This is a genomic window from Bradyrhizobium sp. U87765 SZCCT0048, from assembly GCF_018131225.1.
Classification (GTDB): domain Bacteria; phylum Pseudomonadota; class Alphaproteobacteria; order Rhizobiales; family Xanthobacteraceae; genus Bradyrhizobium_A.
In genome coordinates, this window is record NZ_JAFCMM010000001.1 from 2,432,670 (window position 1) to 2,457,905 (window position 25,236).

General features: G+C 65.8%; 15 protein-coding genes. 3 read left to right on the plus strand and 12 right to left on the minus strand.

What is annotated here, in order from left to right; all coding sequences use genetic code 11:
• Position 1: 1 nt before the first annotated feature.
• Entirely contained in the window at positions 2 to 217 is a 216-nt protein-coding gene (locus tag JQ639_RS10745; protein WP_211966093.1) for a hypothetical protein, read from the minus strand.
• A 237-nt stretch (positions 218 to 454) separates the two neighbouring features.
• Between JQ639_RS10745 and JQ639_RS10750 the strand changes: the two genes are divergently transcribed.
• Positions 455 to 2,125, plus strand: coding sequence for a phytoene desaturase family protein (locus JQ639_RS10750; RefSeq protein WP_211966564.1), 1,671 nt, complete (start codon positions 455 to 457; stop codon positions 2,123 to 2,125).
• 10 nt (positions 2,126 to 2,135) lie between these two features.
• Here the strand turns inward: JQ639_RS10750 and JQ639_RS10755 are convergent, their stop codons facing one another.
• From JQ639_RS10755 to JQ639_RS10780, 6 genes are all read right to left on the minus strand, one after another.
• Complete coding sequence (locus JQ639_RS10755; protein WP_211966094.1) at positions 2,136 to 2,423, minus strand: hypothetical protein; 288 nt, start codon at positions 2,421 to 2,423, stop codon at positions 2,136 to 2,138.
• A gap of 215 nt (positions 2,424 to 2,638) precedes the next feature.
• Positions 2,639 to 3,475 (minus strand): endonuclease/exonuclease/phosphatase family protein, encoded by an 837-nt coding sequence (locus tag JQ639_RS10760; RefSeq protein WP_211966095.1) that lies wholly within the window; start codon positions 3,473 to 3,475, stop codon positions 2,639 to 2,641.
• A complete protein-coding gene (locus tag JQ639_RS10765; protein WP_211966096.1) occupies positions 3,475 to 4,284 on the minus strand; it encodes a carbohydrate ABC transporter permease in 810 nt (269 codons plus the stop codon). Before JQ639_RS10765 ends, JQ639_RS10760 begins: the two co-directional genes overlap by 1 nt.
• The gene (locus tag JQ639_RS10770; protein WP_211966097.1) at positions 4,281 to 5,201 is read right to left on the minus strand and encodes a carbohydrate ABC transporter permease; all 921 of its coding nucleotides are present in this window, start codon (positions 5,199 to 5,201) and stop codon (positions 4,281 to 4,283) included. The genes JQ639_RS10765 and JQ639_RS10770 overlap by 4 nt, the downstream gene beginning before the upstream one ends.
• Before the next feature lie 47 nt (positions 5,202 to 5,248).
• Complete coding sequence (locus JQ639_RS10775; RefSeq protein WP_249123051.1) at positions 5,249 to 6,526, minus strand: ABC transporter substrate-binding protein; 1,278 nt, start codon at positions 6,524 to 6,526, stop codon at positions 5,249 to 5,251.
• Between the two features lie 27 nt (positions 6,527 to 6,553).
• Positions 6,554 to 7,561: an ABC transporter ATP-binding protein gene (locus tag JQ639_RS10780; protein WP_211966098.1), complete on the minus strand. Its 1,008-nt coding sequence runs from the start codon at positions 7,559 to 7,561 to the stop codon at positions 6,554 to 6,556.
• Positions 7,562 to 7,837: 276 nt separating this feature from the next.
• Between JQ639_RS10780 and JQ639_RS10785 the strand changes: the two genes are divergently transcribed.
• Complete coding sequence (locus JQ639_RS10785; protein ID WP_211966099.1) at positions 7,838 to 8,611, plus strand: DeoR/GlpR family DNA-binding transcription regulator; 774 nt, start codon at positions 7,838 to 7,840, stop codon at positions 8,609 to 8,611.
• Between the two features lie 29 nt (positions 8,612 to 8,640).
• Here JQ639_RS10785 and JQ639_RS10790 read toward each other — a convergent pair whose 3' ends face one another.
• The 4 genes from JQ639_RS10790 to JQ639_RS10805 all read right to left on the minus strand — a co-directional run bounded on the left by JQ639_RS10790 (position 8,641) and on the right by JQ639_RS10805 (position 23,326).
• A complete protein-coding gene (locus JQ639_RS10790; RefSeq protein WP_211966100.1) occupies positions 8,641 to 20,907 on the minus strand; it encodes a filamentous hemagglutinin family protein in 12,267 nt (4,088 codons plus the stop codon).
• 230 nt (positions 20,908 to 21,137) lie between these two features.
• On the minus strand, positions 21,138 to 22,103 hold the full coding sequence (locus JQ639_RS10795) for a FecR family protein (RefSeq protein ID WP_211966101.1): 966 nt from the start codon (positions 22,101 to 22,103) through the stop codon (positions 21,138 to 21,140).
• A 96-nt stretch (positions 22,104 to 22,199) separates the two neighbouring features.
• Positions 22,200 to 22,721, minus strand: a complete 522-nt coding sequence (locus JQ639_RS10800; protein ID WP_211966102.1) for an RNA polymerase sigma factor — start codon at positions 22,719 to 22,721, stop codon at positions 22,200 to 22,202.
• Complete coding sequence (locus JQ639_RS10805; RefSeq protein ID WP_349644641.1) at positions 22,718 to 23,326, minus strand: STN domain-containing protein; 609 nt, start codon at positions 23,324 to 23,326, stop codon at positions 22,718 to 22,720. Before JQ639_RS10805 ends, JQ639_RS10800 begins: the two co-directional genes overlap by 4 nt.
• A gap of 544 nt (positions 23,327 to 23,870) precedes the next feature.
• Between JQ639_RS10805 and JQ639_RS10810 the strand changes: the two genes are divergently transcribed.
• Positions 23,871 to 24,773, plus strand: coding sequence for a 50S ribosomal protein L11 methyltransferase (locus tag JQ639_RS10810; protein WP_211966104.1), 903 nt, complete (start codon positions 23,871 to 23,873; stop codon positions 24,771 to 24,773).
• Positions 24,774 to 24,847: 74 nt separating this feature from the next.
• Here the strand turns inward: JQ639_RS10810 and JQ639_RS10815 are convergent, their stop codons facing one another.
• Positions 24,848 to 25,039 (minus strand): hypothetical protein, encoded by a 192-nt coding sequence (locus JQ639_RS10815; RefSeq protein WP_211966105.1) that lies wholly within the window; start codon positions 25,037 to 25,039, stop codon positions 24,848 to 24,850.
• Positions 25,040 to 25,236 lie beyond the last annotated feature (197 nt).

A 25,236-nucleotide genomic window follows, 5' to 3' on the forward strand; every position in this document is an offset into this window, starting at 1 on the left:
CTCATCCTGTTTCCAGCGGCAACTGGCGCAAGGCCGCGATCAGGGCCGCGGCGATCGATGCGTGGCAGCTGCGACCAGACGCCGGCGACATGCAGGTGAGGAGCGCCGCAACGAGCCAATCCGCCGGGCATTCCGGCACTTCTCGCTCGGCCGGAGCCGCAGCAGAGGCACCAGCGCGGCCTTCGCCGTTCGCCGGGAAAACAACAACCGGGGCCATCGTCGCCTCACCCCACAGCCAGGCAAAGGACGATCGCCTCCACGGACGCCGCAACGCCGATGAATCCAGCCAACAATCTCATGGCATGCCCCCGCTGCCGGCCGACGCCCCGTCGACCTCCATCGCCCGGAGGTAGCCGGACCGGACTGAAGCCGTCCTGAAGCCACCGTTCAAACCCCGTTCATCTGAATATCCGGCAACCATTGCCCGCCGTGAGGCGGGGGACTATTGATGCGGATGCCGTCGCCCGACCGCCGCCGGTCGTGGCGGGCCACGGACCGATCGGCCGAGGACATCGCACGCATGCCGGACTACGACGTCGTCATCATCGGTGCGGGACACAACGGCCTGACCTGCGCCGCCTATTGCGCGATGAACGGGCTGCGCGTGAAGGTGGTCGAACGCCGCAGGGTGGTCGGCGGCGCCGCGGTCACCGAGGAATTCCACCCCGGCTTTCGCAACTCGGTGGCGTCCTACACCGTCAGCCTGCTCAATCCCAAGGTCATTGCCGATCTGCGCCTGCACTACCACGGCCTGCGCATCGTCGAACGACGCGCCCAGAATTTTCTGCCCGCTTCCGACGGCAGCTATCTGCTGACCGGGGACGGCCGCACCCACCAGTCGGTGGCGCGACTGAGCGCGCACGACGCCGGACGGATCGACGCGTTCAGCGACGAGCTCGCAGGAATTGCCGATGTGCTCAGGCAGTTCGTGCTGCGTGCGCCGCCGAACCTCGTCGAAGGTTTCGGCGTGACCGCCATCCGCGAAGGCCTCAATGCGCTCGGCACCGCCGGCATTCTCGGCAAGCTGTCGCTGGACATGAAGCGCGTTCTGCTCGACCTGTTCACTCGCTCGGCGGGCGACGTCCTCGACGACTGGTTCGAGAGCGATCTCGTCAAGGCGCTGTACGGTTTCGACGCCATCGTCGGCAACTATGCCAGCCCTTACGCCGCCGGCTCCGCCTATGTGATGCTGCATCACGCCTTCGGCGAGGTGAACGGCCGCAAGGGCGTGTGGGGCCATGCCATCGGCGGCATGGGCGCGATCACCACCGCGCTCGCAGCCGCCGCCCGCGCCCACGGCGCCGAGATCGAAACCGGCGCGCCGGTGCGCGAGGTGATCGTCGAGAACAGCCGTGCCGCCGGTGTCGTCCTGGAAGGCGGCGAAACGTTGCGCGCCCGCTATGTCGCTGCCAACGTCAATCCGAAGCTGCTCTATACAGGCCTCATGCCGGCGGACGCCCTGCCGGCGGACTTCCTGCGGCGGATGCAGGCCTGGCGCTGTGGCTCGGGCACCTTCCGCATGAACGTGGCGCTGTCCGCCCTGCCGTCGTTCAAGGCACTGCCAGGCACAGGAGATCATCTCACCGCCGGCATCATTATTGCCCCGAGCCTCGCCTACATGGACCGCGCCTATCTCGATGCGCGCCAGCTCGGCTGGAGCCGCGAGCCGGTGGTCGAGATGCTGATCCCCTCGACACTCGACGACAGTCTCGCCCCCAAAGATGCCCATGTCGCCAGCCTGTTCTGCCAGCATGTCGCGCCGCAGCTGCCAGACGGCACATCCTGGGACGACCGTCGCGACGAGGTCGCCGACCTGATGATCGCGACGGTGGACCGTCATGCTCCCGGGTTCGCGCGCAGCGTCATCGCCCGCCAGGTACTGACGCCACTCGACCTCGAACGCGACTTTGGCCTGATCGGCGGCGACATCTTTCACGGCGCACTGACGCTCAACCAGCTGTTCTCCGCCCGACCGATGCTCGGCCATGCCGACTACCGCGGCCCGCTGCGAGGCCTCTATCATTGCGGCGCCGGCGCCCATCCCGGCGGCGGCGTCACCGGCGCGCCGGGACACAATGCGGCGCGCGCGATCCTCAGCGATCACCGCGCCCTGTTCACCCGCTGAAGTCCGCGACCTACTCCGGCGCAGCACCAACCGGCGGTCCACCGGTCGGGCGGTGCAGGAATGTCAGCGACAGGAACGCGCCGATCCATGACCCAGCAGCGGCGAACGCCACATAGGCCCAGTTTTCGGTGTAGCTGATCACCGCGAACGACGACAGCAGATACCAGATGCTGCTCCAGGTCGCCGCCGGCAAACGCCGCCGCGCCACCACGGCGGAAGTGAACATCACATAGACCGCGTCGGTCGCGGCGGTCGCGACCACCACGCCTGCGGCAATCATGGGATCGATGGTCGGCATGGCTTTCCCCCTGTGGTTCGGGCGGCGCGCCACCTGCCGGCGCTGGCCGGCCCCCGTCGGGGCCGCCCCAGCCTAGCCCGGAACGGCACGGGCATCATCAGCCTGATCGATCCACCACAGGCGCTGTGGGCGCATCTGCTCAACCTCGCGACGCCGCCGGTCCACCGCCATCTGCACGGCCGCATGCAGCCCGCGCCAGGAATAGCGGGCAGCGCCTAGTCAGCGAGTTCGATCAGCAGGGGCTGATGATCGGATGCGGCCGTCTCCCCATCGACCGCGACACGCCTGACGCGCGCTGCAAGATCCTCAGTGACGAAGATGAAATCGCGGCAATCAGGACCATCCCACAGCTCGCGATCATGAATCCCACAGGTCGGCGGCCGCGGCCCTTGCGGATGACAGATCAGCCAGGCGTCGCGATAGTTGTGGCCGCGGCGCCGCGCATCCTGCAGCAACGCATGCTGCGGATCGGACACGTCGAAATTGAAATCGCCACAGAGAAGGCTCGACGCCGCGAGTGTCTGGCCGGCGTAGGGATCGTCGTGGCGCGACGAAGCCGCGCGCGGGCTGGTCGAGGCTTCCTCCTGCAGGTCGAGCAGCCGCAGGATCTGGGCCTCGCGTTGCGCTGCGAAATGAAATTCGAGATGGGTGTTGACCACCCGAAGTGGACCGAACGCGGCCGCCACCGTCACAGCCAGCGCTTCACGGCGCATGCTGCGGCCATGGCCGGCTTGCGGCCAGGGCAACAGATGGTTCTCGACCTGCAGTACCGGCAGCCGCGACAGCGTCATGTTGCCGAACCGCCGCACGCGGCCGTCGGCATCGATGGCCTCGACTGCCGGCCGAAACACCGGCCGATGGTGCGGCAGCAGCGCCGCCAGTACCGCGCTCTGGTCGACGCCGCCGTCGAGCCTGGTGAAACCGTCGGACACCTCCTGGAAGCAGTAGACGTCGGCGTCGCCGAGTGCCTGCGCGGTCGCGACGACGCGGTCGAGATCGACCACGCCGTCGCAGCCTTTCCCCCACTGGATGTTCCAGGTGATCAGGCGCATCAACGAATTCCCGCTCGCATGAACGATTGCACGAACTGCCGCTGGAACAGCAGGAACGCCACGAGCAGCGGCGCCATGGTCATCACCGTGGCCGCATTGATGACCGACCAGTCGACGCCGGTTTCCGGCGCGCCGAATACCGCCAGCCCCACCGTCAGCGGCCGGCTCTCCACCGAATTGGTGACGATCAGCGGCCACAGGAAGTTGTTCCAGTGATAGCTCACCGAAACCAGCGCAAAGGCGATGTAGGTCGGCCGCGCCAATGGCACATAGACGCGCCACAGAATCTGCAGCGCGCCGGCGCCCTCGACGCGCGCGGCCTCGACCAGCTCCTGCGGCACACCTTTAAAGGTCTGGCGCAGCAGGAAGATCGCGAACGCGCTGGCGAGATACGGCAACGCGATCGCCGGGATCGTGTCGAGCAGCCCGAGCGCGCCGACGGCACGGTAGTTTTCGACGATCAGCACGTCCGGCATGATCATCAGTTGCAGCAGCACCAGCGCGAAGGCGATGCCGCCGCCCTTGAAGGTGAACCGCGCAAACGCGTAGGCCGCCAGCGTCGACAGCACCAGTTGCCCGGCGAGCACCATGGTCACCAGCAGCAAGGTATTGAGATAGTAACGGCCGAACGGCGCCTGGTGCCAGGCGCGCGCGAAATTCTCCAGCGTCCACGGCGCCGACAGGCTGAACGAGGTGGCGTAAGCCGCCGGATGCAGCGCGCTCCAGCAGGCATAGACGAGCGGCGCAAGCCACAGCAGCGCCAGCAGCCAGGCAGCGATCGCCTCGAGCGGATGGGTGCGGCCGATCATTGATAATGGATCCTGCGGTCGAGATAGCCGAACTTCAGCAGCGCCAGCGTGCACAGGATCACCAGCAGCACCACGGTCAGCGTCGCGGCATAGGCCTGGTCCTGGAAGGTAAAGGCGACTTCATAGATGTAATAGAGCAGCAGCGAGCTGGCGTTGTTCGGCCCGCCCTTGGTCATGATCACGAGGTGATCGACGAGCTTGAACGAGTTGATCACCGCGTTGATCGCCACGAACAGCGTCGTCGGCATCAGCAGCGGAAAGGTGATGCGGCGAAAAATGGTCCATCGCCCGGCGCCTTCCACGGCTGCGGCCTCCTCGAGGTCCGGCGGCAGCTGCTGCAGGGCAGCGAGATAGAAGATCATGAAGAAGCCGGCTTCCTTCCAGATCACCATCACGATCAGGCAGCCCATCACGGTGCGGGGATCGCCGAGCCAGTTCCAGCCGGCGAAGCCGAACAGGCCGCGGATCTGATCGAGCAGACCGTAGTCGGGCGTGTAGAAGAACAGCCAGATGTTGGCGACCGCAATCATCGGCAGCACGGTCGGCGTGAAATAGGCGAGCCGCAGAAAACCGCGTCCGCGCATGTTGCGGTTGACCCACAACGCCATCACCAGCGCCAGCGCGATCGACGTCGGGATGGTGCCGAGCGCGAACCAGAGATTGTTGACCAGCGCCTTCCAGAAGATCGGATCGGCAGCCATGGCGCTGTAGTTGTCCAGCCCGACGAACACTTCGCCACCGCCGCGCTTGGGCAGGAAGAAGCTGTGACGGATCGTCGCCAGGATCGGATAGTGCGTGAAAGCGACCAGCAGCACCGCCGCCGGTAGCAGCAAAAGCCAAGCATGGACCGCATTCCGCCACGCCTGCGAGCGCGGCGGGCGGCGGGTCGAATCGACGGTGGCGGCGGCTTCGGTCATGTGATGATCGAACCGGGCGGCCTCGATAGCCGCCCGGTTCGCTCTCCTTACTTGTAGGCGCGCAGCACGCGGTCGGACTGCTGCTGTGCCGACGCCAGCGCATCCTGCGGGCTCTGCGAACCGGTCACCGCAGCCTGCACCGCGTCGTTGACGAACTTGTAGATACGGCCATTCTCGTGCACCGACAGTTCAGGCACGGCATGCTCGAGCTGATCGCGCGCGACCGTCGCTGCCGGGAAGTCCTTGACATAGGCCTCCATTGCCGGGGTCTTGTAGGCGGCGGGCGACACGGCGACGTAGCCGGTCTTGATGCTCCATTCGGCGGCGCGCTCCGGCGCGGTCATCCACTGGATGAACTTGACCGCAGCCTTCTGCTGCTCGGGCGAGGCGCTCTTGAAGATGTAGAAGCTGCCGCCGCCGGTCGGCGAGCCCCGCCGTTCCTTGGCCGGCAGCATCGCGACGCCAAAGTTGAACTTGGCGCCATCCTTCACCGCGGTCAGGTTGCCGGTGGTGTGCCACATCATCGCGGTCTTGCCTTCGAGGAAGTCGGTGCGCAGCGTCGCCCAGTCGATGCTGCCGGTCGGCATCACCGCGTCCTTGCGCGACAGGTCGACCCAGTAGTTCAGCGCGGCGACGGTCTTCGGCGCGGTCAGATAGAGCTCGTTGCCGGCCTCGTTCATCAGCCTCTGGCCGTTCTCGATCGCCAGCGCCTGCAGCATCCAGTAGGCATAGCCGGTAGTCGGGATCTCGACGCCCCAGCGCGTGACGTTGCCCGACGCGTCCTTCTTGACGAGCTTTTTGGACATCTGCGCCATCTCGTCCCACGACGCCGGCGCCTTCTCCGGATCGAGGCCGGCGTCCTTGAACGCGTCCTTGTTCCAGTACAGCACGATGGTCGAGCGCTGGAACGGGATGCTCCAGGTCTTGCCGCCGACCTGGCCGTTGGCCATGAACGCCGGATAGAACTGCTTGAACCACGCCTTGTCGGCGACGAGATCGTCCATCGGCACGATGGCGTTCTCGTCCATCAGCGTGAACACGTCGGTCGACAACAGCACCGAGAGCTGCGGCGGCTGGCCGCCCTTCATCGCGGTCATCGCCTTGGTCATGGTGTCAGTGTAGTTCCCGGCATAGACCGCCGTCACCTTGATGTCGGCGTTCTCTTTCTCGAACCGGGCGACCATGTCGTCGATGATCTTGGTCACCGGGCCACCGACCGCCACCGGATAGTACATGGTGAGGTCCACTGCGGCGGCGGGGCGCGGGCCGAAGGCCAGGGCCGTGACGGCCGCAGCCGCCAGCAGGGTGGTTCGGAAAAGTGTCATGGCTTGCTCCTGTTGATCCTGCCAGCCTCAGCCGGCGGCGGATGGGGCGACCGCGGCGTCACGCCGCCGGCCGGAGGTGTTGTCGAAGATGTGTTCGTCGGCGGCGCTCCAGGCGAGACGAACCTCGTCGCCCGGCGCTGCCTTGCTGAAGCCGTCCTGCCGCACAGCGACCGCCTGGTCGTCCACGTCGCACAGCACGATGCTGTCGGCGCCGAGATGTTCGACGCTGCGAACGCGCGCGTGACGGCCGCTCTCGCCGACGATCCGGACATGCTCGGGGCGCACGCCGGTGAGCGTATCGCCGGCAGCGATCAGGTTCATCGGCGGCGTGCCGATGAAGCGTGCGGTGAAGGCAGTTGCCGGCCGGCGATAGAGCTCTTCGGGCGAGCCATTCTGCTCGATCCGCCCGTCACGCATCAGCACCACCCGGTCCGCCATGGTCATCGCTTCGGTCTGGTCGTGTGTCACATAAACCATGGTCATGCCGAGACGCTGCTGCAGCGCGCGAATCTCGGTGCGCATCTCGTGGCGCAGCTTGGCGTCGAGGTTGGACAGCGGCTCGTCCATCAGGCAGACCCGCGCCTCGGCGATGATGGCGCGGCCGAGCGCGACACGCTGGCGCTGGCCGCCGGACAGCTGCGCAGGCTTGCGCTCCAGCAGATGCGCGAGCCCGACGATGTCGGCGACCCGCTTCAGGCGCGCATCGCGCTCGCCGCGGGCGACGCCGCGCACGCGCAGGCCAAACACGATGTTCTCGGCGACCGTGAGATGAGGAAACAGCGCGTAGGACTGAAACACCATGGAGATGCGGCGCTGGGCCGGCGACTGGCCGGTGACGTCGGTGCCGCCGATCAGCACCCGGCCGCCATCGGGCTGTTCGAGCCCGGCGATCAACCGCAGCGTGGTCGACTTGCCGCAGCCGGACGGCCCCAGCAGCACCAGCAGCGATCCTTCCTCCGCGGTCAGCGACACGTCGTCGACGGCGCGCATCGCGCCCCAGGTTTTGACGATGTGATCGAGCGAAATTGCAGACATGGTCACCCCGGCCCTGGACGCTGGCCCATCCGCGCGGTCGCGCCGATGTCGCCCCGTCCGTCGCCTCGACGTCCCTGTTCAAGTGTTGGTCGGCAACGGCAAGGGTTTGCGCGCTGCGCCGGCGGCGTTCGGGGACGTTTGCGCCCCGATCTCCTCCGGCCGCGGCCAGATATCATCTCCCTGTAACATTCATATGAACATATCCGATGTTCGAATGAAAATATAAAGTGGACCATCCCCAGCCCTGGGCGAACCACCATCCGAGCGCGACATCCGATGCTGAAAACCGCAGCCGAAGAACGACAGGCCTGGATTCTCGAACGCGTGCGCGAGCAGGGCTTTGCCTCCATCGAGCAGCTCGCCACCCGCTTCGACGTTACCCAGCAGACCATCCGCCGGATCGTGAACCGGCTGTGCGAGCAGGGATTGCTGCGGCGCATCCATGGCGGCGTCGGCCTGCCCGCGCCCAACCAGAACCTCGCCTATGAGAGCCGGCAGGTGCTCAACCTGGATGCCAAACGCCGCATCGCCGGTGCGGCGGCGGCTTTCATTCCGGACGGCGCATCGCTGATGATCGGGCTCGGTACCACCCCGGAATGCGTCGCGCTGGCCCTTGGCCATCGCAAGGGCCTGCATGTCATCACCAACAGCCTGAACGCCGCCGCGGCTTTCGCCCGCAATGCGGACGTGGACATCACCATGGCCGGCGGCACGCTGCGCCGCCACGACCGCGACGTCATCGGCGACAGCGCCGTCAGCTTCTTCTCGCGCTTCAAGGCGGACTTCGGCATCTTCGGCGTCGGCGGCATCGACGACGACGGCTCGCTGCTCGACTTCCATGCCGGCGAAGTCGAGGCGCGCCATGCCATCGCGGCCAACTGCCGCACGGCGCTCTTGGTGGTCGATCACAGTAAGTTCGGCCGCAACGCGACCGTGCGAGGCGGCCACCTCGGCGACCACCCCCATGTCTTCACCGACCAGCCGGTGTCTGCCGCGTTCGTCGATCTCTTCGACGGCGCGACCCGCACCCTGCATGTTGCCGGCGCCTGACGCAGCGCCGGCGGCCGTCGGACCGCGGATCAGCGGCCGGCGAGACCGCCCTGCTCTTCGTCCGTAAGCTGGCGCTTCTGCTCGTCGGTCAGACGCCCGAGCCCGACCACCTGCAGACGGCTGTCAGCATTGTAGCTGTGCTGCTCGGGCGCCTCGCGTCGCTTCCTGTCGTCGTCCTGGTCGCCGCTGCCACCACCGTAACCCAGCACCTCGACCATGATGATGGACGGCTGGCCATCGCTGCGGGACGGCGGCGGCGCCGCTTGCTGGGTCGCCGCGGTCGTGTTCGACGCCGCGGTCAGCGCCAGGGTTGGCGGACCCTGCACCGTGGGCAGACCGGACACCGTGCCCTGACCGGTGATGTTGGCCGCGTTGACGATCTGCAGCGCGGCGAGATTGATGTTGCCGGAGTAGCGGATGCCGGCCTCGCCGGCATCGATCGTGCCGAGCGGCGCGATCAGATCGACGTCGCCGGGCTGCACGCCCGCCACCGACGCGAGGGTGGCGATGCCGGCGCCGGTCGCCGGCACCTGCGACGACATGGTGATGTGGCCATAGGCGTCATAGTCGACACGTTCCGGCGTGAACACCACCGTGGTCTTCGAACCACGGCCGGCGTTGATGTCGCCTGCGGCAGACCAGACGAGGATATTGCCGCCATAGGTCGTCATGATACGCGACAGGCCGAGCAGGACGCTGTTCTGCGCAAAGATCTGGATATCGCCCTGGCCCTGGGTGATCAGACCCGCGTCCGCTCCGGGGGCCAGTCCCTCGGTGCCGACAACCACGCGTCCGCCCGGCGCCAGGAACTGGATGTCTCCGCCCGCATCGGTATGGACGAAACCGCTGACGATGGCGCCCAGAACAAGCTGGGACTTACCCGTGAACGCCGTGATGTCGCCGCTGTACGCACCGCCGTTCAGAAACAGCGTGGCCACAGCCTCGCGTCCGCGCAGGTACGACCCGAACCGCGGACCGCCGATCTCGTTGTATTCGCGACCGCCCGCTGTCAGCTCTGCGTAGTACACGGTGCGCAAGAAGACGCGCTGCTGCTCGGCCGGCAGCGCAAGGAAGTAGCCCAGCGCATCGTTGTCCGACCCGGCATAGCCAAAACGGCTCTTCAGCCATCCGGCCAGTTCGCTGTTGTAGGTCTTGACGACCTTGCCGGGCTGGTCCGCGAGCGGCCGCGCCGCATCGGCGAGATTGGCCGGATCGAGATAGAGTTTCGCAAATCCCGTCCAGTCCACCTGCCCGATACCCGCCGCTCCCGCACCGACACCGGCCTGCATGACCACACTGGCGCCGGGACGGGTATCGCCGATGACTTTCGGACCGATGCTCTCGATCGCCGCGATCGAACCCTGGTAGATGTTCTTGCCGGCGGTCACCTCGAGGGTTCCGGGGCCGGCGACCTGAAGACCGGCGTTCATCAGCCCGGTCTGATCGCTACGCACGTTGGTACCGGCGTAGACGATATTGCCGGATGCCGCGATCACGGACACATCGCTCGGATCATTCTGCAGGATCATGCCCTGCAAATTGACGATATCGCCGCCTGCGAGGATCGAGACCGGTTTCCCGGCCCAGTAATAGGTCGTGTAGATATAACCCGAACCACCGAACGTCTTCTCGATATCGACCTGGCCATAGATGAGATTGAGAACATCGCCCTGAAGCGCATAGATGTGCGATTTGACACCGCTGGCGAGAGCGCTGGCATCGCTCACCGTGTTCGGGCCGAAAACGAAGGGATTCCCGCCCTTGGCATAGCCAAGCGTTGGGTCATCCCAGTAGTTCGACAGCACGGCCTTCGATGAATAGCCGTCCGTCGTGGAGATCACCCAGCCCGGACGCAACGGCGTCGCGAGCGAGGACATGGACGACGACAGAGGTCCGATGACATTGCGCGTATCGGTCGTTCGGATGATCGATCCCTGCGCCAGGAGATCGAGCGCGCCGTTCGGCGACGGAAGCATCAGGCTGACGCCGTTGTCCGCCGGCATCACATAGATATCGCCGTTACCGGCCGTGGCGCGCAGGATTGGCGGCAGGAAGACCGTCGTCCCCTGACTGGGTGAGAACGGCGAAACGGTTCGGCCGCCAAACATGTCGATGGCCGTGTCCGGCCTCCACAATGTAAACCATGTCGCGGCCTGAACGCCCTGCGCCACGCCGGCATCGGTCTGCTGCATCAGCGCGACCCGACCCGGGTCGATGATCTCGCCCATCGTGATGTCACCACGCGCGCGAATATCGACGGTGCCATCACCCGGCACGAATGATCCGCCGGCGTTGAGCGTGAGCGAATACCCCTTGAACGGATCGGTCGGCTTCGGGTCGGTCGATGCATCGTAACCGAAGTTCTTGCCCTGGAGGCTGCCGAAGCTACCGGTCTCGATGCCGATATCACCACGCACATCGACGAACTGATTGCCGCCGCTGCCGATATTGCCACCGGCTTTCACCGACAGCGTGCCGCCGCCTGTCTGAACCAGACTGCCGTCCGCCATCACACGGCCGCTGGCGCCGACGGCAAAGACCAGTCCGCTGTCGCCGATATTGCCCCCGGCGCTGACATTGACATTGCCGCCACCGAGCGTGCCGATGCCGGAGAACGTCGACAGGTGCACGATCGGATTGATGCCGTCGACCGTCACACCCGGCGTATAGCTTCCGAAGTTGATGCCCCAGGCCGTGCGCTGGCCAAGTTGCGCGCCACCCTGCCGCCACAACCAGCCACCGACCTGACCGGAGTCGGACGACAGCGCACCGTTGATGTTGCCCTGTGCCGTCAGCAGCAGGTCGCCGCCATGCTCCATGTAGTACATGTACTGCGAGCCGAGCGTGCTCTCATAGTCGCCGAACGCCTGCCCCAGGATCGTCCCGTCACCGCTCCATCGGCCCCGCGCGAGGTTGTAGGGATCGTTCGCCGCCGTCCCTGTCTCGGCGATGGGGGTACCAGCGGTGTACACGCCATAGGGTGTCACCTGGGTGTAGCTCCCGCCAGCGAGCAGTTCGAGATCGCCGGTTCCGGTGCGGATGACACTCGCCACGGGCTTGCCGTCCGATCCTGCGACGTGCAGATCGTTCAGCGTCATGTTGCCGCCGCCATTGAGAGCGGACGTGCTGCGCAAAACACGACTGTCTGCCGCCGCCGTATCCGCGCCGGCAACCAGCCGCATCGACCACGACATGCTTCCGGGCGCCAGCGGCTGGGCCAACGCATAGACCGGACGCGGCGCCGCGGGAGCGGCCAGCGAGGGAATCATCAGTCCTCCCTCCCACGCGAAGGTCAATCCATAGTCATTGATGACCGCGATCATCGTTCCGGCCGGAATGGTATCTCCGGGATTGTAGAAATTTCCGGAGGTATCCATCACCGTCATGACGATGGAGTTGTAGAAATAGTCTTTCGGAACGGTCCAGGGCTCGGCGAGACGGATATTCTCGGTCGGATAGATGTCCTGCTCGGCGATCGTTCGTGGGACCGCGGTCAGGAAGCCGTTCTCGTCCGGCGTCACCGGCGGCGGCGCGAAGCCGTCGGTGATGCTGCCGTTGATCTTCAGATCACCGCCGGCCCGAATGACCAGCTTGCCGGGCTCGCCTGAGCCGAGACGTGCGGCATCTGCGTTGGGCCCATAACGATAGCCCGCGAAATCGAGATCGCCCGACGTCGACAGCGTTCCGTCAGACCGGATTTCGACGCCCGGCCGAAGATGGAAAGACGAACCATAAGCGGCCAGCCCGGCAAGGCGCGCCTGCAACGCGCTGTTGCCGACGGCGGCATTGATGAACCCGCGGCTGTCCCCGTCAAGCGTATCGAGAAACGCCTGATCGATGGTGCTGCCGTCCGGGAGCACATAAGTCCGGAAGCCATTGACAGCAATGCCCGCGGCCCCCCTGATGTTGAGCGTGGCGCCGGCATTGATCGCAACGTCGTTGGCGCCGTCGCCGCTGCCGTTCACGCCGCCGAGACGCGGCGCATTGATCTCCAGTCTGCCGCGCGCAACATTGTCGGCCGCGCGCATGTCGATCGTGGCGCCCCCGCCGAGGTTGACGAAGCCGCCCACGGAAGTCAGCTCGATATGCGCGGTGTTGTCCGCCTCGATCGGCGCGCCATAGCTGTCGGTCTTCAGACGGGTGCTGTGGGTATCAAGCACCGCAGAGGACGCCAGCGTGAGATCGTCGCGCGCCGCGAGACGAATGGTGCCGGGTTTGCTGCCGCTCGCATCGATCGTTCCGTTGACGGTCAGGCTGCCGCCATCCACCGAGATCGACACGAAACTGGCTTTGACCTCGTCGCCGATCGTCAAATCGCCGCGCTTGATGTCGAATACCCGCGCTCCGAAGAAGCCGGCCGTTCCGAGCTTGCGGTTCAGGGCGGCGAAGTCACCCAGCGTCTGGGCCTGGATCGTGAACTGGCCGAACGCGTAGTCTCCGGTGGCGCCCCCTTTGAGATCTCCGTTGAACAGCACGTTGCCATGCGCCGCATCGATCGCCGTCGCAGTCACCGTGCCGGCCACGTTGTTTCGCGCCGACACGTCGATCATCGAGCCCGCTGCCTGCACGATATCGCCATGGGCGCTCTGCAGCACCAGATCGCCGCCCCAGCTGTAGGCCACCTTGTCGAAGAACAGGAGGCCGCGGCCAGAGAGATCGACGAAAGCCTGATCTCCCAGAACGATGTCATTGACGGCATCGATCTTCAGCTTGCCGCTCGGCAGCGCGATCGCCGTATCCACGACGACGCTGTTGGCCGTCAACAACACCGTGCCGCCGAGACCGGTCACGCTCGCGGTGTCGACAGATCCCGCTCCGGCAGGCGCATGGATGCCGATGTCGCCACCGGCCGCAAAAGCCAGCGTCGCACCTTTCTCGGCGGTGAGGAGCGGCGTCGTAATATTCAGGTTTCCCCCGACGACATTGCCATTGCTGTCGCGGCTCTGGCCGATGAACAACGAACCGTTGCTGTTGGCGTTGACCTGCTGGCTCGCACTGATGTTGACCGTCGAGAAACCGATCGCATAGCGATTAAGACTGATCCCGTCGGTCACCGCCGAGTGGCTGGCATAGCCGAACAGCACTGTCCTTGCCGCAATATCGAGCATCCCTGCTCCGGTCCCGGGCCCGCCCGGCTGGATCGATGCAGGATCCTTGCTGCTGTAGGGAACGCCACCGCTGACGTTCGAAGGGTCGAGGCCATTGCCGACGCGAATGCCGTTCCACACGAATGCATCCGCCGCGATTTTCGCGGTCTCGCCGTTGTTGCCGAGGCCATAGAGCGCCGGCGAGTTGATGACGAACTCGACACTGCCGCTGGAGGACTGGCTGCGCGCATCGAGCGACACATTGCCGAACAGATTGACCGAGCCGCCGGCGACGATGGTCAGTTGCTCGAGGTTGGGAATGCCTGCCGTCGACGACGGATGCAACAGCCTGTCGAGCACGCTCTGGGTCAAATTCCATCCCGCAGGCAGGTGACCGGAAGCCTGCGCCGCGGCCAGCGATGCATCGGTGCCGATGTTGACCGTGTCCTGCGTCACCGCGAGATATCGCGCGCCGAAATTGACGTCGCCCATCGTCAGCGAACCAGGCGCACCCAGCACGATGCTGCCATCGGTCAACAGCGACGCTCCGCTGGCCACATTGATGTTGCCGTTGCCGACGAAAGGCATGAAATTGAACCAACCATTGGCCACGGCGAGAACAGCCGAGCCGAAGCGATTGGTCACTTCCGAAGAGGTGTTCGCGTAGACATAACCGAAGGTCGAATCGATGCCGTTACGTCCTAATCCGCGGGTGTCGAGGGTCGCGCCGCTCGCGATATTGACCGTCGATCCCACAAGGAAGATCTGCCCGGCGCGCAGCGTCGCACCAGTCATGATGTTGACGTCGCCGCCGCCGCTGAACACGATGCGTTCGGCAACCACGCCGTCGGTCGTGCTGTAATAGGTCATGCCGCCGATCATGAGCGTTGCGGCGTTGAAGGCATTGATGTCATCGCTTGAAATCGCGACGTGCCCCGGCGTCGGTGCACTTCCCGGCGCGATGATATCGAGGGGCGGGTTCGTTCCCTGGTTCAGAACCACGATGCCGAGCATGCCGGACATGCCGCCGTCGACACCATTGAACAACGCCGTTCCGCCGAACGACAGAGACTTGCCGCTCGATGGAATGCCGAGAGTGAACTGCAGAACACCGCCATCGCTGGGAAGCCGCGGACGGGCGCCACCGAACATGGTCGCCTGGGTTCGCACGAAATCCGCGTAACTCATTTCATTGTATTGGGAATAGTGACGCACCGTCGTGCCGGACGTCAGGATCACCTGCGTCGGCAGCACGTCCCGGATGCCAGTATTGGCGAATCCGAGATAGGCGCTGCTGATGATCGAGCCGTTCGGCAGGCCGGTCGGCGCGGCGGCGATCGAGGATTTCCCGCCAAGCTCCACCCGATAGGCGCCGGGCAGAAGTGCGTAACTGGACGGCAGAAGCGTGTAGGTACCTGCCGGCAGACCAGGGACACCGCCAGGGATGGTGATCTGCTGACCGATGACCGGATCGCCTCCGCCCTTGGTGGCGATGACCGGTGCGTAGCTCGACGCATATCCCGGCATGATCGCATAGACCTTGTTGCCGGATGCGCTGTAGGCGGCGTTGGCCGGGTTGGCATTGACCAGCGCCGTGGTCAGGGCGTTGACCGAGCCGCCGCGTCCCGAGATAAAGCCGGCGCCGGCGAGATTGCCGCCCCCGGAGACGTCGACGACCGATCCATGCTCGGCGACGATCGTCTGGCCACCGATCATCACGCCCGTGGTCACGCGATTGGTGCCGGAGTCGTTGATATACGCCGAGCCGAGATTTGTCGTGGTTCCGTCAGCGCCCTGATAGGTCACGCCGTCACTCGTCCCACCAAAGGGAATGCCTAATCCATTCGCGCTCGTCGACAGCAGGCTGCCATCCCGCAACGTGACTGCCGTGACCGGAGGCGTGTACGCCGTGTTGCCGAAGAGACTATTGAACGTGATAATGCCGAGGGGGGCGCGAATGACGCCGCCCTGATCGATATTCGGCGCGATGAGAGCAAGCCTGCCGAAAACGGACGGCGGTACGGCGGGAATCGCGTCGTCGGTGCGGCGAATGACGATTTTGGCATCCGGATCGAAGACAAGAGGTCCAATGCCGCCAAAGTTGCTTCGCGTCAGAACCTGCCCCACCATGACGCTGTTCACCGCGCCGCTCAGCGGATAGATCTGAGCGGCTTCGATCGTCAGATTCTTCCTGGCGGTGATCGAACCGGTGCTCAGCCGGACGTCCCCGGAACTGTGCAGAACGACATTGCCGAAGCCCGGCGCATCGACGATGTGTGGGCCGCTGATGTGAGTCGTGTCGTCGTCCTGGCTCGGAGACTGGGCGGGTGTCGAAATGCCACCCAGGAGATAGATCGAACCGGATCCCTGATGGCCATGAACGCCGAACCGCACTGCTGAAGACAGGTCGATCAGATCGGCATCGACCCGGAAGCTGCTGTTCACGGCGGTGTACAGGCTGTCTCCCTGGATCGCGTTGAGGCCGGTGTAGTACTGGTCGATCGGCGCGGCCGCGAGCGAGGCATCGTTGTACCAGCCGTCCAGCTTCACGTAGGGCGCGGCCAGACGGACGCTGACATGCGGATTGTCCGCGCCACCGACGATGACGCCTCCCGACAGAACGATGCTGCGATTCATCGCGAGATCGACATTGCCGCTGAACACGAACAGATCATGGGTGGCGAGGGCAAGCTGATCGAAGCCACCGGCCTGGATCTTGTCGACACTGATGGTCGCTTCGCCATACTTCAGCCCGGCCGCGCGCTGACCAGGCCTGAAATCCGCCGGAAGCGCCGCCGGCTGATCGTGCTGGACAATCGTGATGTTGCGCAGCCGCTGCATCTCGTCGGGAATGGCCCCGACCGAGTAGGGAAAGTAGACGCTCGGATCGGTCACGGTCAGGGTGTGACTGAGCACATTGATGCTGAGCAGGCCGCCGGACGCGCCCGCGCCGCCCCCGGCCGCGCGCAGGAGGCCGTCGAGATACATGCCGCTCGCCGAATACAGTGAGATCGACCCGCCATTGCTCGCGACCGAAGTGGACCGCGCTCCAGCCGTGGACAACACGTCGATCACACCGGCCGCGCCGGACGCATCGAGCAGGGAACCGGGACGAAGAATGATGAACGCGTCGCTTCCGATGGTCCCGTTTGGCATCCCGCCCAGCGAGATCGAACCACCATCCGGAATCACGCCGTAGCGACGGCCGCTCGCATCCGTCGCGATGACGGCCTGAGCGGACGCATCGAGTGTGCTGTCCTCGCCGATCCATACCGAACGGGTCGCCGTCAGGTTGCCGAAGCCGCCGCCATACGAAGTTCCGCCCGTGGCGTTCGGTACACTGGCGACGAGAATATTGCCGCCGTGGGCCGTGATGTCGCCTTCGATGGTGGTCTGACGGTTGGCATAGATCGTCACGCCCTGGCCCGGGTCGACCATGATCGAGCTGCCACGGGTCATGCCGAAATCATAAAGGCTGCTGAGCGTCAGGCTCGCTCCGACGCGCTGAGTCAGCCGTCCTGTCGTGGGATTCTCGAAATAGGCCGGCGGCAACCACAGATCCGCCACCTCGGCGCTGCGGCTTCCAGTCGGGGCAGTGAAACTGGCGTCGCTGAAGCGATAGACCGGCACCGTCGCGGCGATGTTGCCGGTGATCTCCATGCCGGAGTTGCTCTTAACGACGTAGCTCGTGAACCCGGACTTGAAAATGCCGGGATCGAGAGCGAGCGCGGACTGAATGGCGATCGGCTGGTCGAACTGCGCACCGACCGGAATGACCGTTCCGGCGGCCAGCTTGACCGGCGCCGTGACCGCATCGCCCGCCCTGTAGGACGCGGTGACGATCGGCGTGATCGGAAGCCCGTTCGGAAACACCGACGACGGGATCACCACACCGGCCGGAACGTTGGAGATATTGGTGATCTTGGCACCGATCGGCACGGTCCCGCCCGCGTTGATGACAGTGCCGTTGATGCCGACCCACATCTGCGCCGGAACGACCCAGTTCGCCCCCGTCGTGATCGACATGCCGTAGCTGAAGACCACCGTGTAGGGAGTTGTCAGCAGCGTGTCGACCGGCACCGAGGTCACGATGACCTTGTAGTCGAACGGGATCTTGCCCCCGACCGGGATGGTCACGTCAGCGGCGAGACGCACGCTGGTGGTCAGAGCCGCGTTCGGCCCGATAACACCGCTGGTCAGCGTCGCGTCCTTGCCGATCACGACCGCCTGCCCGGCCTTGAGCGTCAGCGTTCCGCCGCCGCCAAAACCATAGGCGGCGATCTTGCCGTCAACGATCAGTGGCGCATAGGGATCGACGACCGGGCCGAGATCGACATGACGGGAATCATCATCGGCGATCAGGCTGACGCTCCCCCCCTGGCCGCCCTGCGTCTTGCCGCTGACGAGAACGGCGCCCCCCGAGGAAACGTCGATGGTGCTGCCGGCGGCAAAGGTGACGCCACCGGTCGTCGCCGCGTTCAGCGTGCCGCCATTGATGAATCCGAGCAGCGACGGAGCGGAAGGCGCGTCGTCGCGCTGATTGACCCACAGCCCTGTCAGATCGATCGTGCTGCCGTTGCCGATGGTGACCTGCGCCTTGCCGCCCGTGCCGGTCAACGCCTGCCAGAACGGCGTCTGGATCAGGTTGGGACGAACGAGGATATAGTTTCCGAGCGTCAGCGTTCCGCCGTGAGCGGTCACGTCGCCATTGACGGCGACGTTCGGCGCGGTGAGGACGAGTTGTGCGCCGTGGTCGAAGGTCACGGGTGCATCGATGGAGACCGACTTCGTGCTGGTGAAGTTGATGCCGCCAAGCTTCTCGTCGGACATGTGGCCGGCATCGAACCAGACGGTGTTGGTGCGATCCGGCGACAACGCACCGCCCGCATTCATGCCCGCGGTCGACGACGCGACCGTGCCGATCCTGATGTCGCTGTTGTAGCCCCCCGCAAGACCGAGACCGCCGTACTGGCCAACGAACAACTGCCCGGCCAGTGCTGTCTGGCCCTGACCGAGCTTATAGCCGTCGGTGACCCCCGCCGGACGAGCGCCGACCTGGCGCTGGGTGCGGATGACGTCGGCGATGATCTGTCCTTCGAACATCGCCGTGGGCGTCGACAGGACGAGCTGCCCGGCGTCGCGTCCGATCGTATAGCCGTCCTGCCAGATGCTGCCGCCAAAGCCGAGCGGGCTGGCATAGATCTCGGTCAGCTTCGGATCGAGCCTGCCACCCTGACGATGCTGCACGACGAAACCGGTCACGACCGCCGTGTAGGTGAGGTTCGACGGCGCGTCGTTGACGTTGTAGATGCGGCCATCGCTGCCGAGCACGAAGGTCTGCGGCAGGAAGCCACCCTGGTAGGAGACCGACCCGCCGGACAGGTTGAAGATCGAGCCCTGCTGCGCCACCACCTCCGGTGCCGACAGCGTGACGGTGCCGCCGACCGCGGTCCACTCACCGATGGTGTGCGGCGTGTTGCTGAGATAGCCCGAAACCTCGAGCAGGCCGCCCCCGGTATAGTAGCGGTCGGTGGCATAGCCGCCGGTGCCCGCCGGAACCAGTATGAGCGAGCGGGCGTCGATCCAGACGTTCTGGTTGATCAGGCCGCTGCCGTCCCGGTTGTTCGGCGAGTCGCGCAGCTCGTTGCCCTGGACATTGACCTTGATAGCGTTGCTGCTCATCGGCAGCAGCACGCCCTGCACGCCGGAAACATCGAGGGTCGCGCCGGACTCGGCGAATACGCGCCTGCCGGCTGAAACCGCGATCTGGCCGCCCTGGACCTGAGTCAGCGAGCCATTCTGGAAATCGACGAGACCGCCGCTGACGATTTCGACGCGCGACTGATCCTTGCGATCCGCAAGCTTCGACAGATTGTCGAACTGGCCGGTCGCCAGCGTGTTGGGCCCTGACGCTGCAATCAGCGCATCGCGCTGGGCGTTCATCGCCGTCTCGCTCGATGCCAGCTCAGGCGAGATCAGCGTCAGGCTGTTGCCCGTGAGGGTGATGCTGCCGGTCGCATCGCTCGCCGAATTGAGCAGATGGATGGTGCCGCGGCGGCTGACGGAGGTCGTGGAGATCAGCACACCGTCCTGAACCACCGCATGGCCGGCCAGGGTGATGTCGCCCTGCTGGGCGAAGACGAGACCGTTGTTGCTCACCGTGCCACTCGCACTGCCGATATGGAGCAGCGGTGCGACTTCATTGCCACGCGTGGTCGCGTACTGGTTGGCGGTGGTGCCGTATCCGGGCCGCAGCACGAAGTCGTCGCCGGCGGCGAGCAGGGCCTGCCCCTTCGGGGTGGCGATGGTGCCGGCGTTGCGCACGTCCGTTCCGAGCAGCGCGACGAAGCCTCCATTGTCGGTGAGGGACGCCGGCGCGCTCGTCGTGATCAGCGCGCCGTTCTCGACGATGATCTTGCCGCCCGCGCCCGTGAAACTCGGCAGATAGGCAGCCCCGCTCTGTGACGAATAGATACCTTTGGTGAGGAACTGCTGGTCCGTGATGTTGGCGGTCGACGCGATCAGCGAGCCGACATTGATCTGGCTGGCGCCGCCGAAAATGATGCCGTTCTGGTTGATCACCAGCACCTGTCCCGGAGCGTTGATCTGGCCGAGGATCTGGCTCGGACCGGCATTGCCGATGACGCGATTGAGCGCGGTCCAGGTCGAGGCCTGCTGGTTGAAGTTGACTGTGGTCTGGGCACCGACGTTGAAGGTCTGCCAGTTCAGGATCGCCTGCGGCGCGGTCTGGTTGATGGTGACGGTCGTGCCGTTCGCACCCGCGCTCTGCACCGGAGCGTTCGCACCGCTCCAGGTTCCACCCGGTGCGACCTGCAGGCCGCCAGCACCGAGACCGTTGGGCACCGCGATCTGGGGCAGCGTCGCCGAATGTTGCGCGGCAGCTGCCGCATTGCGGGCCGCGGCCTGGGCGCCCTGCATCGCCTGGATGGCCTCGATCGAGCGGCGCATCGCGCTCTGGCCCTGCTGGGCCATCGCGGCCGCCTGCTGGGCAGCCATCGCCGCGGCGTCGGATGAGTAGCTGGGCGCGGGAACACCGACCCCGCCGCCGAGCTGCGCCGCGCGCGCCACGTCCATCGTCGCCACCAGCGCAATCGCGCTGGCACCAAGCAGCAGGGCTGCCCGACGCTGCGCGACAGACAGGCCGATGGCCTTGCGAACAGCGGACGAGGCGGAAGCAGTGTGCGGCATGGCCGGCCTTTCAAGCGGTGCATCATCGAACCGATGGGAAGAGGAACCAGCCTCTTCTCCGGGACGCGAGCTGCACCACCGCCGTGCAATCGCCCCCTCATGCGGTGGACGAGATGACGACGCGCAAAGCGGAATCTTTTTTCGGATGTTGTCGCGACAGGCCTGCGACACGGGACGGATATGTCAGCGATGTGACGCCGCCTGATGTTCGACCGCCGTGGCCGAACCGATCATCCCACCAGGACGAGACCGCCGGGCAACGTGCGAACCGGCGCCTTGAACACCGTCGCGATCTGTCCCATCACGGTATCGAGGCGCGCGATCTCAAAACGCGCCGTGACCAACCGCTGACCGAGCTTGCCGTCGAGCAGCACGATGCGACCGGAGCGGTAGCGATTGACCTCGTCGATCACGTCCGACAGCGGCGTGTTGCGGAACACCAGCATGCCGTCACGCCACGCGGTCACAGTCGCGGCATCGCCCGCGGCGATATCGCCGAGGCCGCGGCGATCGTACACCAAGCGCTGAGTCGCGCGCACCACGGCGCTGCGGCCCTCGCACGCCACCGACACCTCGCCGTCGACACAGGTCAATGCGACCTGCGCGCCGGTATGGCGCACATTGAAGGTGGCGCGCGCCGCGCTGATGCGCCCGCGGCCCGCGGCCATGACGAACTGTTGCGGCGCGCGGCCATCAACGGTGACGGCGGCCTCGCCGGCAATCAGCTCCATTGCCGTGCCCGGCGGCGCGCCAGACAGCGCGACGCTGCTGCGGGTGTTGAGATCGACGGCGACGGCCTCGCCGAGATTGAAATGCAGTTGCTCGCCCGTGCCCGTGCGATGATCCGCAGCGAGCTCGGTGATCGAAGGCCATAGTCCGAGCGGGGGGCGCACCATCATCACGCCGATGGCCGCTGCCGCAGCCGCCGCGCCGCCACCGATGAGCGCGCGGCGGCTGAGATGCACGCCGCCACGGCGTGCCGTCGCACGCTCGCGCACCAGCGCCGCCGCCGGCATTTGCAGCGACCGCCACAGCTGGCCGGCGTTGGCCAGCGCCGCCGCATGCTCCGGACTGCGGTCCCGCCAGCGGCGCAGCTCGGCCAGATCCTCGTGCGTTGCATCGCCGAGGCTGACGCGCGACAGCCAGCCGAGCGCCTCGCGCGTCAGATCGTCGCTCGTCGGATCGCTCTGCGTCATCGGCTCCCGCACCCGGCCCGCTCCATGACCACGGCGGTCCGCCGACGTGCCCTCTGTTTCATAGACGATCCGAGCCAAGTCATGCGGCAAACCTTGTCACAGATTCTTCGTAAGATAGTCGTGACAGAACTCGAGCGCGCGCTGCAGCTCGAGGCGGACCAGCCGCACCGAGATGCCGAGGCGCATTGCGATTGCATCCTGCGTCAGCCCCTCGAACCGCACTGCGAGAAGGATGTCGCGCTGCCGCGGCGGCAGCAAGTCGAGCGCCCGCCGCAGAACCGCGAACGTCATCTGTCCTTCGACGACCCGGTCCGGCCCGGGCTTCTCGTCGATCAATTCGTACAGCGCGTCGACATCGACACGGCTGGCCCGGCGATCCTCGGTCCGCCAGCGGTCGCGCGCGAGATTGACCGCGCTGGTCAGCAGGTAGGAGGTTGGATTCTGCAGCACACCGACATTATCGGTGCGCTCCATTCGCAGATAGAGCTCGTGCAGCGTCTCCTGCGCGGCGTCCGCCGAGCCCAGCCGTCGGGTCAGCCGCCGGCGCAGCAGGTCGTAGCGCTCGACCAGAAGCTGCCGCAACGCCGTCCAGCTGGTTTCCTTGCCCGCGTCTGTCACGGCCGCGACGCCCCGCAGGGATCGCCATCGGCCCGATCGGCGTTCAGCACCATGGTGACCGGCTGGGGCATCCCCGACGGCGGCGACCGACCGAGCGCCAACGCCGCCAGCGCCGCGGTCACGGCGACATCGCGCCCGGCTTCGCCGGTCGAAGCGAGGAGGCGCGGTGCACGAATATCTCCGGCGTCCCCGATCCAGAACTGAAACGCCAGGCGCGCCGGACCGGGCCGCGTTTCGGCATGACGGCAGAGCGCCGTCATCACGCCCGCCTGAACCCAGCCGAGGAACGAGCGGTAGGCCACGGCCGAGGCCGGCAATACGGCCGGCGCCGGCGGCGCGGCCGGCACGAGCGTGAAGGCCTGTTCGCCGGTGAGGCTGAACACCAGCCCGGTGCCTCCCAACAGCTGGCGCAGCGCCGCCTCGCGCGTGAACAACCCTTGCACCGCGGCCGAGCGGCGACCTGCGGTGAGCGCGGTTTCATACAGCACCTGCATCCGGCTCGCCGTTCCGTAGGCGTCGAGCGCGGCTTCCAGCGACTGCGAAGGAATATCGAAGGCAAATTCGGGCTCCCGGCCCGGCGCGGCACGACCGGCGCCGGTGAGCATCAGCGCCACGGCAACCGCCAGGATGACCAGCGGAACCGTCCGTGCCAGCCGGCGCACCGGGGAGGCACGCCGCTGCCGAGCTTCTTCCGCATCCTGATCACACAACATTCCCGACGCGCCCACCCAACACCACGGGCGACAGGGCGCATGCACAGCCGCCGGGCGTCGCGATCGTCGACGACACGCTCCGACATCGCCGCGCTGCATTTCGCCGGAGCAATGGTCGCGCGGACGCTAATGAGGCTATATTACAGTTGTACGACGCAGCGCCGGCGACCGCGGCGCCTGACGGCGAGCGCGGGGTCTGTTGACAACTCTGTGGATAAGCTGTGCAAGAGGCCGGGATAAATGACCTGCGGTCTAGTGCAAAAGCTGTGGACAGGGCTGGGACAAGCCTCTGGAAAATCTCCGGCGGGCCGTTGGATAAACCACTGAACACGCTTTGGGATAACTTCGGGATAACCGCGGGACAGACTTTGGACAATGCTGTCGGCAAGCTGTGGACAGATGCCCCCTGCCTCCTCCTAACCAATTCGGACTTTTGATGAATTCGCTCCAGACCACCGACGCTCCACCCGCCACCCGCGCCAGTTTCACCATGGCGGACGAACGCAGCGCCAACCGCGTCGTCGACGTGCTGTCCGAGAGCTTCGACAACAACGAGGCTGCGATCGCCGCGTTCGAGCGCCCGGACGGGCTGTGGGACGTCACCCTCTATTTTGGCGATAAGCCCGACGAGACCGCGGTGCGGGCCCTGGTGGAACTGGCGGCGGACAAGGCCAGCGCCGATGCTGTCACATTCGACACGGTGGAGACCCGCGACTGGGTCAAGGCCAGCCTCGAAGGCCTCGCTCCGGTCGAAGCCGGCCGCTTCATCGTTCACGGCCAGCATGATCGCGCACGCGTGCCGCCCAACCGCATCGGCATCGAGATCGAGGCGGCGCTGGCGTTCGGCACCGGTCATCACGGCACCACACGCGGCTGCCTGCTGCTGCTCGACCAGGTGCTGCGCTCGAAATGGCCGCGGCGGGTGCTCGACCTCGGCACCGGCACCGGCGTGCTGGCGATCGCCGCCGCCAAGGCCCAGCACAAAGCGATTCTCGCCAGCGACATCGACTGGCGCTCGGCGATCGTGGCGCGGGAAAATGCCCGCCTCAACGGCGTCGGCCATCTGGTCACGGCCCGTCACGCGCCCGGGTTTTCGTCACCCGACATCCGCGGTCGGGCGCCCTTCGATCTCGTCCTCGCGAATATTCTAGCCAATCCGCTGCGGCGACTCGCCACCCCGATGTCGCAGCATCTGGCGCCGGGGGCCTATGTCATCCTGTCCGGTCTTTTGCCGCACCAGGCGAACAGCGTCGTGTCGTCCTATCGCAGCAGCGGCCTCGTTCTGGTCAGGAAGCTGCAGCTTGACGGCTGGACAAGCCTGCTGATGACCAAACCCTGAAGCATCAATCTTGATTCAAATGCGCGAGACGCCGCCACGGCGGCTTCTCGCGGCGGGCGCAACATGCCCGCTCGTCAGCGCGACTCGCCGTCGGACGTCGGAGTGGCTGCGGTCACACCGCTGCGGCGCAGGCGCGCCTCGGTCAGACGGTCCAGCATCTGCACGATCAACCCACGCACCGGCTTGGGAGAGGCGACCGGAACGCTGACGGGAACAGCTTCACGGCGAACCGGCGGAGAGATTTTCTCGAAAGAAAAGGCAGGCATCGGTGTGACCCCTCTTCATTGAGGTTGAAACACCCCCGAAACGTTTCCCCTGTGCCGGCGCCTCGTTATAGCCGAATTGCACTGCAGCACGGCCAAAGTCTGCCACGCACAGTTGCGTGACTGCAAGATGTCAGATGGACATGGCGGCAAAAGTTTTCCGCAACGGTCGTCGGCGGGACGGCGCATTGCCGCATCCG

What these genes read in the sequence shown, in the direction of transcription:
- JQ639_RS10815 (WP_211966105.1), bottom strand. Translation starts at nt 25,039, where the DNA reads ATGCCTGCCTTTTCTTTCGAGAAAATCTCTCCGCCGGTTCGCCGTGAA.
- JQ639_RS10755 (WP_211966094.1), bottom strand. Translation starts at nt 2,423, where the DNA reads ATGCCGACCATCGATCCCATGATTGCCGCAGGCGTGGTGGTCGCGACC.
- JQ639_RS10780 (WP_211966098.1), bottom strand. Translation starts at nt 7,561, where the DNA reads ATGTCTGCAATTTCGCTCGATCACATCGTCAAAACCTGGGGCGCGATG.
- JQ639_RS10805 (WP_349644641.1), bottom strand. Translation starts at nt 23,326, where the DNA reads ATGCTCACCGGCGCCGGTCGTGCCGCGCCGGGCCGGGAGCCCGAATTT.
- JQ639_RS10760 (WP_211966095.1), bottom strand. Translation starts at nt 3,475, where the DNA reads ATGCGCCTGATCACCTGGAACATCCAGTGGGGGAAAGGCTGCGACGGC.
- JQ639_RS10795 (WP_211966101.1), bottom strand. Translation starts at nt 22,103, where the DNA reads ATGACGCAGAGCGATCCGACGAGCGACGATCTGACGCGCGAGGCGCTC.
- JQ639_RS10790 (WP_211966100.1), bottom strand. Translation starts at nt 20,907, where the DNA reads ATGCCGCACACTGCTTCCGCCTCGTCCGCTGTTCGCAAGGCCATCGGC.
- JQ639_RS10745 (WP_211966093.1), bottom strand. Translation starts at nt 217, where the DNA reads ATGGCCCCGGTTGTTGTTTTCCCGGCGAACGGCGAAGGCCGCGCTGGT.
- JQ639_RS10770 (WP_211966097.1), bottom strand. Translation starts at nt 5,201, where the DNA reads ATGACCGAAGCCGCCGCCACCGTCGATTCGACCCGCCGCCCGCCGCGC.
- JQ639_RS10810 (WP_211966104.1), top strand. Translation starts at nt 23,871, where the DNA reads ATGAATTCGCTCCAGACCACCGACGCTCCACCCGCCACCCGCGCCAGT.
- JQ639_RS10775 (WP_249123051.1), bottom strand. Translation starts at nt 6,526, where the DNA reads ATGACACTTTTCCGAACCACCCTGCTGGCGGCTGCGGCCGTCACGGCC.
- JQ639_RS10750 (WP_211966564.1), top strand. Translation starts at nt 455, where the DNA reads ATGCCGTCGCCCGACCGCCGCCGGTCGTGGCGGGCCACGGACCGATCG.
- JQ639_RS10765 (WP_211966096.1), bottom strand. Translation starts at nt 4,284, where the DNA reads ATGATCGGCCGCACCCATCCGCTCGAGGCGATCGCTGCCTGGCTGCTG.
- JQ639_RS10785 (WP_211966099.1), top strand. Translation starts at nt 7,838, where the DNA reads ATGCTGAAAACCGCAGCCGAAGAACGACAGGCCTGGATTCTCGAACGC.